This is a genomic window from Microtetraspora sp. NBRC 13810, assembly GCF_030268685.1.
Classification (GTDB): Bacteria; Actinomycetota; Actinomycetes; order Streptosporangiales; family Streptosporangiaceae; genus BSRQ01.
The window spans coordinates 40,868-54,391 of record NZ_BSRQ01000008.1 but is presented as its reverse complement, the minus strand read 5'-3'; the positions used below and the strand labels follow the sequence as shown (position 1 = coordinate 54,391).

Here is a 13,524-nt window from a genome sequence, read left to right as displayed (position 1 = left end):
CGATGCCACCTGGTACGGGACCGCTGAACCCCGATCTGTCGGGCATCGACCCGGCGCTGATGGAGCAGTTCATCGCCGCCGTGGAACGCGCCCACGGCGTGATCGGCGAGCAGTCGGCCACCCTCCGCCGCGAGCTGGACCGGGTCAGCGCGGACGCGTCCGCGCTGACGCCGCTCAAGGAGATCGAGGACTGGGTCGGCAGGCAGCTCCCCGAGCTCCGCGCCAGGCACCAGACGATCACCAGGCAGACGGGCGACTGGCGGCCCGGCTCCCTGCCCACCGGCCTGGTCTCGTACGACGAGGGCGCGCTCACCACCTCACCCGAGGAGTCCCGCCGGGCGGGCGCCGCGCTGGCCGCCCGGTTCCGGCAGCCGGGGGACCTCTCCCAGGCGGAGCTGGACGCCCGCAGCCGCGACCTGCTGGGCCGGCTGCTGGCGCACCGGGCCGACGGCGACTACACCGCCTCGTTCTTCGCCGAACTCGGCGCGACCGCCATCGCGGCCCTACCCGAACAGATCAGGCGGGCGTGGGGCGGCCCGGTCCAGACCCGGGTGAGCGCCGAGGACGCCCAGGCGGTGGACGCCAGGCTCGTCGAGCTGGGCACCGCCTTCTCGTCCGCGGCGGCCGCCGTCCCACGGGTCAAGGGCATCCAGAAGGTGATGGACGACCTCGCCCGCGACGGTGACGCCGAAGCCCTGTCCTGGCTGGTCCTCTCCGGCGACTTCCCCGCCGTCTGGCTCGCCGACGTCGCCCGCCGGCACGCCGTACTGCCCATGGCCCGCGACGCGGTGCCGTTCCCGCACAAGCTGCACGGCACCACGGCCCGCTTCCTCAACGCCCTGGCCGCCAACCCCGCCGCCGCCCGCCTCGCCGTGACCGCCCTCGCCCAGGACTGGCACCCCGCCGCCACCTCCCCCGTCGACCCGCCCCTCCGCGCCCCCCTCGGCTCCGTGCTGACCACGATGAGCGCGAGCGCGTCCGACGACGCCCGCCTCGGCGAAGCCTTCGGCAAACTGCTCGCCGCCGCCTCAGGCGCCTACGACGAAAAGGACGGCGCCCACACCCCGGCCGCCGCGAAGTTCGCCTTCACCGTCCTCACCACGGCCCCATCCTTCTCCTTGCACGACAACATGCGCATCCACCTCTCCGAAACAGCCGCCTCCTACGTCACCGAGATCACGGCCGGGGCCGAATACTCCGATCCGGACTCCCAGCAGCCCAGCCGGTTCGGCGCCTTCGACGACCAACTGGCGGGCACCCACCCGGCGTTCAGGCTGTCGATCATGGACGCATATCGCTATCTGCAGACGTTCGCCGACACGGACGCGCACCTCAAACCCTTCGACAAGGCCATGGCGGGGCTCGCGAGCCGGCTGTTCGCCGAAGGGATCCGGATCGACAAGGACCGCATCGCGAACCCGCCTCCCGGCGGGTTGCAGGCGGAACTCGCCGTCCAGCAGGCGATGGCCCGGCTGGGCCAGGTCGCCGGGATGGAGCTATCCGCCCAGAAACTCGTCCTGGGTTCGGAGGACATACGGAACGAGGAGGCGGGGGAGGTCATCGGACAGATGATCGACAAGGGCGGCGACCTGGTCATGCTCAGCGTCCCGACCGGCGCTTATCCGTCCGCGCTGGCCTGGACGGTATTCGGCTGGATCGCGAAGGGCGGCCTGGAGGCCGTTTTCGAGTCGGACCCGAAACTACCGAAGGTCAATGCCAAGGAGTTCGCCGCGGCACGGGTGACCATTCACGAGATCGCTTCGGGCCTCCTTTCCCACGGCTACACGATGAAAGGCGACCCGGTGGCCTTCAAACCGCCTACCGACCCGCTGATCGTCGACGGTGAAGGCCGGCTGCGCAAATTTCAGGAGTTCGACAAGGATCCGAAGAAGATGACCGCCCTTCTGGAGTGGCTGAAGGCCAACGGGAGCACCAATATGGACGCAGACCGGCGGACCTTCGGCAAAGTGCTCTTCGGCACCGCGGACGCCTTCTCCGGCAACAAAACGCGTATGGAGACCTTTCTCACGGGCGCCGACCCTCAGCTCGAGAAGATCGTGATTGGCAAGGATTGATGACGGCACATGTCCTAATCCGGCGCGGGCACACAATCGGTCTCACCCGCCACCGTGGCCAGCCTGACGTCCGGCATGTCGAGTGTGAGGTTCGTGCGAGCGGACTCGAGCCGGAGAATCGTCTTCTCCGAACCACCGAACACTTCGGTCACCTCATAGCCCCAGATCCGGGAGAGAGCACCGGCCATCTGGCCAATGAGGCTTGGACGCTCGTACGGCATTTGCACCTGCACGGCATAAGTGCGTTTGGTCCCCCCTTCGCCACAGGCGACGTCCTTCCCACCCGCGTCGACGACCTTCACGTCCCGCAGATCGGTTTCGGCCATCAACTGCGTGATATGCGTCTTCAAGGTCTCCCCCGCCTGGGTCGCCGTCGGCCCCGAGGTGCTTTGGGTGCAGGCTGTGGACAGGGTGAGGACGGCGGATGCCATCAGGCAACGCCACACAGGAAGCCGCACCGGGATCTCCTCCGTCTGCTCGGGGTCGAGCGGTCGGTCTCATCCTGTCCGGTCCGTCGCCGCCGCCGTACCCTCTATGACGAAACAGGGAGCTGACCCGGTGACAGCCATGCCCGTCGAGCCGGCCCTCGTGCCGAATCCGCGCCGTCAGGCGCTCCAGCAGACGCTGGCCGCGGTCCGGCGGCATGTGGCGCAGTTGGAGGCCGCGCTGGATCAGCCGTTCGGGCAGTTCACCGGGCGGGCCGTCTGGGTGGGGCCGGCGGCGCGGCGGTTCGGCGACGATCTCGACGCTTATCGGCGGCGGCTCAGGAACCAGGCCCGGCGGGTGCTGAGCGATCTGGAGGAGGAGGTGGCGCGGACGCCGGAGAAGGTCTCCCCCTCGGTCGCCCGGTACGAAGCCGGCCGCCTGTGGCTCGCCCCGTGACCCGGCGGGCCGGTTCTCAGGCGTCTCTGCGGCGCAGGGTCAGGTGGCCGGCGAGGAGGGCGGCGGCGGTCCAGAGGGTGAGGATGGCCAGGCCCGTCCAGGCGCCGTAGTCGCGGCCGAACTGCGGGTCGCCGGGCGGGCCGGTGAGGTGCAGCATGACCGCGCCGGCCTGGTCCGGCAGGTATTGCAGGAAGGTCTTCAGCCCAGGAACGTTGCCGAGCCCCTGCGAGCCGAGGAACAGCAGGGGCAGCAGGATGGCGAGGGAGACCGTCGAACTGCGCAGCAGCATCCCGAGCCCGGCGGCGAAGAGGCACATGAGGGTCAGGTAGAGGGAGCAGCCGATCACCGCCTCGGACACGCCCGGCGCGCCGAGGCCGACGCCGTCCGGGCCGAGCGTCGCCTGGGAGGCGAAGAAGGATCCGAGGACGGTGGCCACCGAGACACCGAGCACCAGCGGCAGGCAGCCGAGCAGTTTGCCCGCGTAGAAGACGCCCCTGCGCGGCACGGCCGCCAGCGAGGCGTGGATCGTGCCGGAGGTGTACTCGGCGGTGACCGTGACGACGCCGAAGACCACCAGCGGGAGCTGGGCCAGCGTGAGGCTGTAGAAGGCGGCGAAGAGCGGATCGAAGAAGCCCGGCCGCGCCGGGGCGTTCCGGAAGGAGAGGCCGACCAGGGCACCGAGGCCGGTGCCGAGGGCCACGGTCAGCAGCATCGTCCAGCCTGTCGAGCGCACCGTCCGGATCTTGATCCATTCCGCGGCGACGACGTCCCGCATGGTTCCGCGTCCTTCGGCGAGCGCGCTCATCGCGTGCCCTCGCCTCGGTATTCGGCGGCGTCGCCGACGAGGCGGAGGAACGCCTCCTCCAGGGAGGCCGGCCGGGTGGTGATCTCGTGCACGGTCAGGCCGTGCGCGGCGGCAAGTTCGCCGATCCTGGCGGGCTCGGTGCCGTGGGCCGCGAGGGCGCCGTCGGGGGTCTGCTCGGTGGGGATGCCGGCGGCGGCGAGCGTCTCGCGCATCCGCGCGGGGTCCGGGGTGCGGATGAGGACGTGGGACCGGCTGCCGGACTCGACGAACTCGCGGACCGTGGTGTCGGCGAGGAGCCGGCCGCGGCCGATGACGATGAGGTGTTCCGCGGTGAGCGCCATCTCGCTCATCAGGTGGCTGGAGACGAAGACCGTGCGCCCCTCCGCGGCCAGGCCCTTGAGCAGGTTCCTGATCCACAGGACGCCTTCGGGGTCGAGCCCGTTGACCGGTTCGTCGAGGAGAAGCACCGGCGGGTCGCCGAGCAACGCCGCGGCGAGCCCGAGCCGCTGGGTCATGCCGAGCGAGAAGCCGCGTACCCGCCGCCGGGCCACGCCGGTCAGGCCGGTCAGCTCCAGTACCTCGGCCACCCGGGTCCGCGGGATCCCGTTGCTGCGGGCCTGCCACCACAGGTGGTGGCAGGCGGTCCGGCCGCCGTGCACGGCTCCGGCGTTCAGCAGGGCGCCGACCCGCAGCAGCGGGCGGGCGAGCCGCCGGTACGGCAGGCCGTCGAGGAGGACCTCGCCTGCGGTGGGACGGTCGAGGCCGAGCATCATCCGCATCGTCGTCGTCTTGCCTGCTCCGTTCGGTCCGAGGAACCCGGTCACCCGGCCGGGACGCAGCACGAAGGAGAGCCCGTCCACGGCGACGGTGTCCCCGAAACTCTTGCTGAGGTCACGTACTTCGATCACCGGACCAACGCTAGGAACGGCGTCGCCCGCGGGCAGTCCTCCAAAGTCGCGTCTTCCGGTGACCAAAGTGGACGTCGCCGGGAAAGTAACCTCCTGGGCATGGGCCGACACCTTTTCGCCGTCCTCGCCGTCCTGGTGGTCGTCGCGGATTCCGCTCTGATGGCGGCTTCGCATCGGGGCGGCCCGCCTTCGTGGGGGATGGCCGGGTACGTGGCGGCCGCGGCGCTGGTGGTCGTGCTGGGCCGGCGGTGGCCGGTGCCGGCGCTCGGGTCCGCGCTCGCGCTCAGCGCGGTGGCCGGCGGTCCTTACGTGCTGACGCTGTGGACCGCGTACCGGACCGGGCGGGCCGTGGTGTCGCGGCGGGGCACCGCGGCGCTGGCCGGGGTGACGCTGGGCGGTCTCGGGCTGCAGCTCGCGGTACGGCCGGCCGAGCCGCGTGCCGTCCCCCAGTTCGTGACGATCCATCTCGTGTTCGTGGTGCTGCCGTTGCTGGTCGGCCGCTATCTCGCGCAGCACGGGCGGCTGGTGGCGGCGCTCGACCAGCGCAACCGGGAGCTGCGCTGGAACAGGGAGCTCGTCGCCGAGCGGGAGCGGCTGCGCGAGCGGCTCAGGATCGCCCGCGAGCTGCACGACTCGCTCGGCCACCGGCTCGGCCTGGTCTCGGTGCAGGCCGCCGCGCTGGAGGTGTCGGGGTTGCCGCCGGCGCACGACCTGGCCGTGCGGCGGCTGGCCGGTGCCGCACGGGGCGCCCTGGACGAGTTGCACGAACTGGTCGGCGCGCTGCGGGCGGAGGACGAGCCGGACGCCCGCGCGCCCGGTGTGGAGGCGGTGGGCGTGGTGGTGGCGGAGTTCCGGGCGGCGGGGGTGCCGGTGACGCTGGAACGGCGTGGCGAGCCGCTGCCGCTGTCCGGGGCCGCGGGGCGGGCGGCGTACCGGGTGGTCGAGGAGGGGCTGACGAACGCGGCGAAGCACGCGCCCGGCCGCCCGGTCACGGTGACCGTCGAGTGGGAGCAGGACGCGCTCCTGCTCAGTGTCACCAACCCGCTCCCGCCGGAGGAGCGATCGGTCGCGCCCGCGCCGCCCGCGGGCCGCGGCCTGTCCGGCGAGCGGCCCACCGGGGACGGCGGGCGGGCGGGACAGGGGCTGGGGGGACATGGGCTGGGGGGACATGGGCGGGCGGGGCATGGGCTGGCCGGTCTGGGTGAGCGGGTGCGGCCGGCCGGCGGGTTCATCGATCACGGCCGGTCCGGAGACGGTTTCCGGCTCTTCGCGATGCTGCCCGCCACCCCGGAGGCGGCGGAGCCGGGCGAGCTGACGGTCGGCGAGCTGACGGTGGGCGAGCGGGTGCGCACGAGCGCGATCGGCGTCGCGGCCGCGGTCGGCATGCTGATGCTGGTGCCCGCCGGCTTCCTGCTGGGAACGCCGTGACCACGGGCGGGGACGCCGTGACCCCCGGTGGGAACGCCGTGACCGCCGGCGGGGGTGGCGCGGTCATCCGGGTGCTCATCGTGGACGACGAGCCGCTGATCGCGGCGGGGATCCGTACCGTGCTGGAGTCGGTGCCCGGGATCGAGGTCGTGGCGCAGGCGGAGAACGGCAGGGCGGCGGTGGACGAGGCCGTCGGCCGCCGTGCGGATGTGGCGCTGGTGGACATCAAGATGCCGGTGCTGGACGGGCTGAGCGCGATCGAGGAGCTGAGGCGGCGGGTGCCCGGGCTGCGGACCGTGGTGCTGACGTCCTTCGGCGCCGAGCCGAACGTGCTGCGCGCCCTGCAGAGCGGCGCGGCCGGGTTCGTGCTCAAGAACTGCACGCCGGAGGAGCTGGTCCGGGCGGTGCGGGCCGCGCACGCCGGGGACGCCTACCTCTCCCCGGCGGTGGCCCGGCTGGTGCTCGGGATGATCACTCCGGTGGAGGCGCGGCGCAGGCGGGAGGCGGCCGAACGGCTGGCCGTCCTGACGTCCCGCGAGTCGCAGGTGCTGGACCTGGTGGCCGAGGGGCTGTCCAACGCCGACATCGGCCGCCGCCTGAGCATGAGCGAGACGACCATCAAGACGTACGTGAGCCGGATCCTGGCCAAGCTCGGCTGCGCCAACCGGGTCCAGGCGGCCCTTCTCGTCCGCGACGCGGGCCCGACGGTCTGACGTCGGCAGGGCCGGGGACGGCCGGAGGGCTGGCCTGGTGACGCCGCCCGCGGCTTGACGATCGGCCTGGCCGGGCGCTACCCGGCGTGGAGCAGCGCGGCGAACAGCGGTGCCGGGTCGACTCCGGCGGGCCAGTCGCTGACCTGGCCGTCGCCGACCTCGATCACCCGCCAGACGCCGTCGGCCCGCCGTACCAGGTCGGTGGTGACGAAGGGGAGGCCGAGCCGGCGCACCGCCGCGCGGACCAGGTCCAGGCCGGGCGGTTCCAGCCGGTCGGCGGGGTGGTCGGGGTGCGGGCCGGTGGCCACGGGCTCGCCGCGGACCCACCAGACGCGCACCTGGCGGTCGCCGAAGTCCTCGAACCGGCGGATGACCAGGCCGCCGGTGAGGTCCTCCCCCTGGAGCTCGACGAACCGCGCGGCCACCCGGGCGAGGGCGGCGAGGTCGGGCGCGTGGCACGCCTCCTCCCACTCGTGCTTGCGCGACTTGACGTAGTCCTTCACCACGAAACCGTCGTTCCCCAGGCCGGCCGCGACCTGGGCGAGGCGCCCGGCATCCGGGGCCGCCTCGCCCGGTTCCATCGGCAGCACGGCCGTCTCCGGCGTCAGGTCGCGGAAGTGGCCGATCCAGCCGGGCAGTTCGTGCCCGGCCCGGTAGGCGGGGGCGTCCGTGACCAGGTGGCAGCCCCGGGCCGCCAGCGCGCCGGCCAGCTCCCGGTAGCGATCGGCCGGCAGCATCCACCCCCGGTACCACGCCGCCCCGAACCCCTCCGGCACCCCGGCCACCGCCTGCACGGCCCGGCCCGCCGCCGCCGCGTCGTGGTCGATCAGCGCCGGCACGCCGCCCAGCTCCCGTACGGCTGCCGCCTGGGCGGCGAAATGCGGATCGACCCGGCGCGGACGGAGCGGATCTGCGCAGAACAGGAAACCGGCGGTCATGATCGGCAGGATAACGCCGCAGCATCCGCTTATAGGCTGTCAAAGATCAATCAGTCCGCTTCCCGTTAGGCAGCCATGCTCGATCCACGACTTCAGCCCGTCCCGCCGTACTCCGCCCTGATCTTCGACTGCGACGGCACCCTCGTCGACAGCGGCCCGGCGAACGAGAAAGCCTGGCGGCAGGCACTGGCCGACTGGGGCATCGAACTGGACACCGCCTGGTACCGCGAGCGGACCGGCCTGTCGGCGGATCTGCTGCTCGCCGAGCTGGAGGCGCTGACCGGGGAGCCGCTGGACCGGGCGGCGGTGCGGGCGGCCATGCTGGACGCCTTCGGCTGGCTGGTCGACACCGTGCTGCCGCAGGCCCCGGTGGTCGCGATCGCGCGGGCGAACCACGGCCGGGTGCCGCTGGCGGTCGCCTCCGGCGGGACGCGGGCGGCGGTGGAGGCGAGCCTGCGGGCGGCCGGCGTGCAGGAGCTCTTCCCGATCGTGGTGACCAAGGACGACGTGGCACGCGGCAAACCGGCGCCGGACGTCTACCTGCTGGCCGCCGAGCGGCTCGGGACGCGTCCCGGGGAGTGCGTGGCGTACGAGGACACCGACGAGGGGATGACCGCGGCGCTCGCGGCCGGGATGCGGGTCATCGACGTGCGCCCCTCGCTGGCGTCGGGCTCGCCCGCCTGAGCCCGGAACGGCCCGCGCCCGGATGAGCGCCGAACCCGAGAGCAACGGCCACTACCACATGTGAAGATCGCCTCGCTAGCCCTGCCCATAACTTCTCCGCCGAAACTCACCACAGGCCGTACTGTGTAGTCGTATGGTTACACATTGTCGCGCCATCGATGGTGCTACATGGCAATCGGACCATTATGCGGGGAAGCAATGCCATACGTTCCCACGGTGCGCGGGCGGCGTCTCGCGCATGAACTGCGGCGCATCAGGGAGCAGTGCGGCCTCAGCGGCGAGCAGGCTGCGAACCTGCTCGGCTGGGACCAGTCGAAGATCAGTCGCATGGAGACCGCGCGTATGCGCATCACCTCGCGCGAGGTGATGGAGCTGTGCGACGCCTACTCCGTGGACGGCGACGCCCGTACCGCACTGGTCCAGATCGCGCGCGAAGCACGTCGGCAGGGCTGGTGGCATCCCTACCGCGACGTGCTGAAGACGGGTTTCAGCCAATACCTCAACTTCGAGGCGGAGGCGACGACCTACCGCAGCTATGAGACGCAGGTGATCCCGGGGCTGTTCCAGACCGGCGACTACGCCCGGGCCGTGCTGCGCGCCACCCGGCCGCGCACGGGCGAGGAAGTGGAGCGTGCCACGCACGTACGGCTGGCCCGCCAGTCGCGGGTCGTCTCGGGGGACGACCGGCTCGACGTGTGGCAGATCATCGAGGAGGGGGCGCTCCATCGCCGGGTGGGCGACTCGAACACGATGCGGCAGCAGTTCAAGCACCTGATCGCGATGAGCGAGCTGGCGAACGTCTCGTTGCAGGTCCTGCCGTTCGGCGTGGGCGTGCATCGGGCGATCGACGGCCCGTTCGTGCTGCTCACGTTCGACGGCTATCCGGACGTGCTCTACCTGGAGCATCTCATGGGCTGCATCTACCTGGAGGACTCGGCTCAGACGACGGCCGGAGGGGTGGTCTTCGACCATCTGCGGGCGGCCGCGCTGAACGTCTCCGAGTCCAGGAACCTGATTCACGACATGGCAGGTCGTATCACCTGATCATGTGAAGGGGCGGCGATGACAGCCGAATTAACCCACGCCTGCTGGCGTAGGAGTTCTCACAGCGGCGACGCCGGCAATTGCGTCGAGGTCGCGGAGGCCGATGGCGTCATCGGTGTGCGGGACTCCAAAATGCCGGGGGGCGAGATACTGACGTTCGGGACGGCGGCGTGGGGCGCCTTCCTCCAAGCGGCCAAGGACGGTGAGTTCGACCCGTCCGGCTGACCTCCGGACCGACCGCCACACGTCACCGTCACGTCACCGCCGGCCGTCCTCTTCCGGGCCGGAGCCGACGCTCCTTCGCCGAGCTACTCGTGGGGTCAGCGAGGCATCTAGGCCGAATTGTCCCTAATCGCTAGGCTCGCACCAGAGCTATGTTCTCCTTCTCAGGCGGAGGTCTGCCATGACGGTCGTCCACGGCCACTGCGATCCGCGGTTCGCCCCGGTACGCGAGGTGTTCGAGAAGCACTTCGCCCGAGGCGTGGAGTTCGGCGCGGCCTTCGCGGTCAGCCACGAGGGCCGCACAGTGGTGGATCTGTGGGGTGGCGTGGCCGACCGGCACACCGGGCGGCCGTGGGAACGTGACACTCCCGCCCTGGCCTACTCGTGCACCAAGGCGGTCACGGCCACCGCGTTGCTGCTGCTCGCCGAGCGCGGGCTGGTGGACGTGACCGCGCCGGTGGCGGCCTACTGGCCGGAGTTCGCCGCGGCGGGCAAGGCGGAGGTCACCGTGGAGCACCTGCTCACCCACCAGGCGGGCCTGCCCGCGCTGGAGGAGGCCGTGCCGGTGGAGGAGTTCGAGGACCAGCCGGCCATCGCGGACCGGCTGGCCCGCCAGGCGCCGATCTGGGAACCCGGCACCGCGCACGGCTACCACGCCATCACCTACGGCTTCCTGGTCGGCGAGGTGATCCGGCGGGTCTCCGGCAAGACGGTGGGCGAGGTCGTCGCGGCCGAGATAGCGGGGCCGCACGACCTGGAACTCTGGCTCGGCGCCCCCGGCGACGTGGCCGCCCGAGCCGCCCACCTGTCCGCCGGCGACCGTGCCGCCGCGTCGGACCCCGGCCCCAACTCAGGCCCCGACTCCGACTCCGGCCCCGGCTCCGGCTCCACCGGGGAACCGGCCGCGGCGTCGGCCGGGGCGAACGTGGCGGTGGCGGGCGCCGGGGGTGACCTGATGGCCGCGATGGCCGCCGCTGCGGCCGATCGTGACAGCCTGATGAACCGGGCGCTCGGCAACCCGCCGATGAGCAGGCTCAAGGGCGGCGCCAACCATCCGGTGATCCTGCGGGCGGGCTGGCCCGCGCTCGGCGCCGTCACCACGGCCCGCGGCCTGGCCGGCTTCTACCGTGAGCTCGTCGCGGGCCGGATCGTCACGCCGGAGACCCTGCGCGACGCGACCCGGCTCCGGGTGAGCGGGCCGGACCGGGTGCTGATCGTGGACAGCGCCTTCGGCCTGGGGTACATGCGCCCGGCCCTGACCTTCATGACCCCGCAGAGGGGGGCGCGGACCGCCTTCGGCCACACCGGGATGGGCGGCTTCCTCGGCCTCGGCGACGTCGAACACGGTCTCGGCCTGGGCTACGTGATGAACCGGATGTCCAGCACCGCCTCCGGCGGCCTGCGCGCCTACCACCTCGCCCAGGCGGTCTACGACTCCCTGTGACCTCTCCCCTCACCTCGGGCGCCGGCCGTCACACACAGCGATATCCAACCGACTAAGCGCGAAATATCCGCATTCGTGACAACCGGTACGGGGGGTGAGACCGTCGATGAGTTGACGGCACTCATGGGGGCGGGATGGTACCTGGATACCGCGAAGTTCGTCAGCTCGGCACGGGAGGCGCGGGCCGCGTGGTCCTCGCGACGTACACGGCCACGGGGGCCTATGTGGCGATCAGGTTCCTGCGGCCCATGTTGTGGGCCGATCCGGAGTTCCTCGCCAGGTTCCGCGGCGAGGCGCACCACCTGGTCGAGCTGGAGAACCCGCACGTCGTGCGATTACACGAGTACGTCGAGACGCCGACCAGCGCGGCGCTCGTCACGGAGCTGGTCGACGGGGTGTCGCTGCGCGTCATCCTGACCGAGCACCGCACGATGAGCCCCGAGGCGGCGCTGACGCTGTTCAAGGGCGCGCTGCTGGGGCTGTCGGCGGCGCACGACACCGGGGTGGCGCACCGGGCGGTCAAGCCGGAGAACGTCTACGTCCAGGCGGACGGCACTTCCAAGATCGCGGACTTCGGCCTGGCCATGCCGGGCGGGCCGCCGCCGTACCCGATGCCGTCCGGCGGGGCCGGGCTGGGCGAGCGGGCGGCCGACCTGTACATGGCGACGTGCGTCTTCGTGGAGTGCCTCACCGGCCGCCCGCCACGCGAGGAGGACCCGGCGGGGAACGTGCCAAGCTCGGTGCGCGCCCTGGTCGCCGCCGGCCTGGCCGTCCCGCCCGCCGCCGGACCGCCGCGCCCGCTGGACGGGCGGGCGTTCGTGGAGGACCTGGAGGAGGCGGCGCGGGCGGCGTACGGGCCCGCGTGGGAGAAGCGCGGGCGGCGGCACCTCGCGGAGCTGGCCACCATGCTCGCGCTGCGCTTCCCGCTGGCCAACGCCGCGCCGGGCGCCCGCGCCTCGGCCGCCGCGTCCCGCCGCGGCCAGGCTTCCCGGGCGCACCCCAGGATCGAGCCCGTCCCGGAGTCCGGATCCTCCTCCGGGCCGGGTGCGGCTGCCGGCACGGGGCCGGGCGAGAGGTCCGCCGCGGGGAGGTGGGCCCGCCGGGTGGGCGGGGCGCGTCGGCTGCCGCGGACGCGGGCGCCGTACCGGCCGAAGCCGCGCTTCGCGATCATGGCGACGCTGGCGGCGGTCGCGGCCACCGCGGTGCTGCTGTCCGCCGACCGCGGTCCCTCGGACGGCGTGCCGGACACCTTCCTCGCGCCTCCGCCGCGCGAACCCCACGACGGCGACCCGGCCCTGCCCACGGGCGGCGACGCCGGAGAGGAGCCCGGCGAGCGGACGGCGCCGGCCCCCGAGGCCACCACCGCCGCTCCCCAGCGGCCGACGGACACCCCGCGTCCCACCTCCGGAGCGGCCTCGCCCGCGCCCACCGGCGGCCGGCCCGCCGGGGCCGCGCAGGGGGTGAGCGCGCTGAGCATCGCCTCCTTCGACGGCGGCAAGGGGACGATCAACCTGCGCGCCGGGGCGGCCACCAGGGTGACCGTGACGGCGCGGTTCGCCGAGGGGCCGGCCCCGGACCGGCTGGTGGAGGCGCCCGCGCAGACCTTCACGCTGTCCGGTTCCAGCGCCTACGCCCCGGTGGTGGCACACGCGTACGCCGCGCCGCCGTGCGGGACGACCCTCTACCGGCGGCTCACCGTGACCACGTCGCCGGGCGGCGGCACCGCGTCCAGGACCACGACGGTCGCGGGCGTGCCGTGTTCCGCGCCCGCCGTGCGCGACGTGCGGGTGGTCGCGTGGAACGGCTCGGCGGGCACGGTCCGGGTGACGGTGGACGGCACCGGCCCGGTACGGCTGAGCGTGTCCTACACCCGGCGCGACGACGACGGCCTGGCCAGGACCAGGGACACCGAGACCCGGACGCTCAAGGGCAGCAGGACCTACACCGTCGCGCTGGCCGGTGAGCCCGGCGCGGTCGCCTGCGGCAGGCGGGCACATCTCGGCGTCGTGGTGACCACCAGCCGGGCCGCCGCGAACGGCCCCCAGGTGAGCGAGGCCGTGCTGGACGGTCCCGCCTGCCCGCGCCCCACCCCCGGTGAGCCGGACGAGACGAGCGAGACCGGCGGCGGCGAGACCCCGCCACCGGACGAGCCGCCAGGGACCGCGGACGCACTGCAGACCAAGGAGACCCCGCAGACCGGGGACGCGCCCCGGACCTGGGACGCGCCCCGGACCGCCGAGGCGCCGAGGTCCGGGGAGGCGGGCGACCCCGAGGACGGGGCCGGGCCGGTGGGCGATCTGCCTGCGGTCGCGGAGCCGCCGGCGGACGACGGGCTCCTGTGAGACGAGCAAGCGTTCGCCAGCTTGACGGGCGACCGCCTC

Annotated in this window: 13 protein-coding genes; 9 read left to right on the top strand and 4 right to left on the bottom strand. The window is 73.0% G+C overall.

Annotated features, from left to right (window positions below; translation table 11 throughout):
- The first annotated feature begins 2 nt into the window (after positions 1-2).
- On the top strand, positions 3-2,075 hold the full coding sequence (locus QSK26_RS17515; RefSeq protein WP_285776223.1) for a hypothetical protein: 2,073 nt from the start codon (positions 3-5) through the stop codon (positions 2,073-2,075).
- Between the two features lie 14 nt (positions 2,076-2,089).
- Here the strand turns inward: QSK26_RS17515 and QSK26_RS17510 are convergent, their stop codons facing one another.
- Positions 2,090-2,533 (bottom strand): hypothetical protein, encoded by a 444-nt coding sequence (locus QSK26_RS17510; RefSeq protein ID WP_285776222.1) that lies wholly within the window; start codon positions 2,531-2,533, stop codon positions 2,090-2,092.
- Positions 2,534-2,633: 100 nt separating this feature from the next.
- Here QSK26_RS17510 and QSK26_RS17505 point away from each other — a divergent pair, with 100 nt between their 5' ends.
- Entirely contained in the window at positions 2,634-2,957 is a 324-nt protein-coding gene (locus tag QSK26_RS17505) for a hypothetical protein (protein WP_285776221.1), read from the top strand.
- A gap of 16 nt (positions 2,958-2,973) precedes the next feature.
- Here the strand turns inward: QSK26_RS17505 and QSK26_RS17500 are convergent, their stop codons facing one another.
- Together QSK26_RS17500 and QSK26_RS17495 are read right to left on the bottom strand one after the other, a co-directional pair.
- Positions 2,974-3,732, bottom strand: coding sequence for an ABC transporter permease subunit (locus QSK26_RS17500; RefSeq protein ID WP_285776220.1), 759 nt, complete (start codon positions 3,730-3,732; stop codon positions 2,974-2,976).
- A 26-nt stretch (positions 3,733-3,758) separates the two neighbouring features.
- Positions 3,759-4,670 carry an ABC transporter ATP-binding protein gene (locus QSK26_RS17495; RefSeq protein ID WP_285776219.1) on the bottom strand — a complete coding sequence of 304 codons (912 nt, stop codon included), beginning with the start codon at positions 4,668-4,670 and terminating at the stop codon, positions 3,759-3,761.
- Positions 4,671-4,769: 99 nt separating this feature from the next.
- Here QSK26_RS17495 and QSK26_RS17490 point away from each other — a divergent pair, with 99 nt between their 5' ends.
- Positions 4,770-6,098, top strand: coding sequence for a sensor histidine kinase (locus QSK26_RS17490; protein WP_285776218.1), 1,329 nt, complete (start codon positions 4,770-4,772; stop codon positions 6,096-6,098).
- Positions 6,095-6,811, top strand: coding sequence for a response regulator transcription factor (locus QSK26_RS17485; RefSeq protein ID WP_352244337.1), 717 nt, complete (start codon positions 6,095-6,097; stop codon positions 6,809-6,811). Before QSK26_RS17490 ends, QSK26_RS17485 begins: the two co-directional genes overlap by 4 nt.
- 77 nt (positions 6,812-6,888) lie before the next feature.
- On the opposite strand, the gene QSK26_RS17480 is transcribed toward QSK26_RS17485, so the two are convergent.
- Positions 6,889-7,749, bottom strand: a complete 861-nt coding sequence (locus QSK26_RS17480) for an ATP-grasp domain-containing protein (RefSeq protein ID WP_285776217.1) — start codon at positions 7,747-7,749, stop codon at positions 6,889-6,891.
- Between the two features lie 75 nt (positions 7,750-7,824).
- Between QSK26_RS17480 and QSK26_RS17475 the strand changes: the two genes are divergently transcribed.
- The 5 genes from QSK26_RS17475 to QSK26_RS17455 all read left to right on the top strand — a co-directional run bounded on the left by QSK26_RS17475 (position 7,825) and on the right by QSK26_RS17455 (position 13,485).
- Entirely contained in the window at positions 7,825-8,433 is a 609-nt protein-coding gene (locus QSK26_RS17475) for an HAD family hydrolase (RefSeq protein WP_285776216.1), read from the top strand.
- A 198-nt stretch (positions 8,434-8,631) separates the two neighbouring features.
- Positions 8,632-9,477 (top strand): helix-turn-helix domain-containing protein, encoded by an 846-nt coding sequence (locus tag QSK26_RS17470; protein WP_285776215.1) that lies wholly within the window; start codon positions 8,632-8,634, stop codon positions 9,475-9,477.
- Positions 9,478-9,495: 18 nt separating this feature from the next.
- The gene (locus QSK26_RS17465; RefSeq protein ID WP_285776214.1) at positions 9,496-9,702 is read left to right on the top strand and encodes a DUF397 domain-containing protein; all 207 of its coding nucleotides are present in this window, start codon (positions 9,496-9,498) and stop codon (positions 9,700-9,702) included.
- A 178-nt stretch (positions 9,703-9,880) separates the two neighbouring features.
- Entirely contained in the window at positions 9,881-11,143 is a 1,263-nt protein-coding gene (locus QSK26_RS17460; RefSeq protein ID WP_285776213.1) for a serine hydrolase domain-containing protein, read from the top strand.
- Positions 11,144-11,277: 134 nt separating this feature from the next.
- Positions 11,278-13,485 carry a serine/threonine-protein kinase gene (locus QSK26_RS17455; RefSeq protein ID WP_285776212.1) on the top strand — a complete coding sequence of 736 codons (2,208 nt, stop codon included), beginning with the start codon at positions 11,278-11,280 and terminating at the stop codon, positions 13,483-13,485.
- The last annotated feature ends 39 nt before the right edge of the window (positions 13,486-13,524 follow it).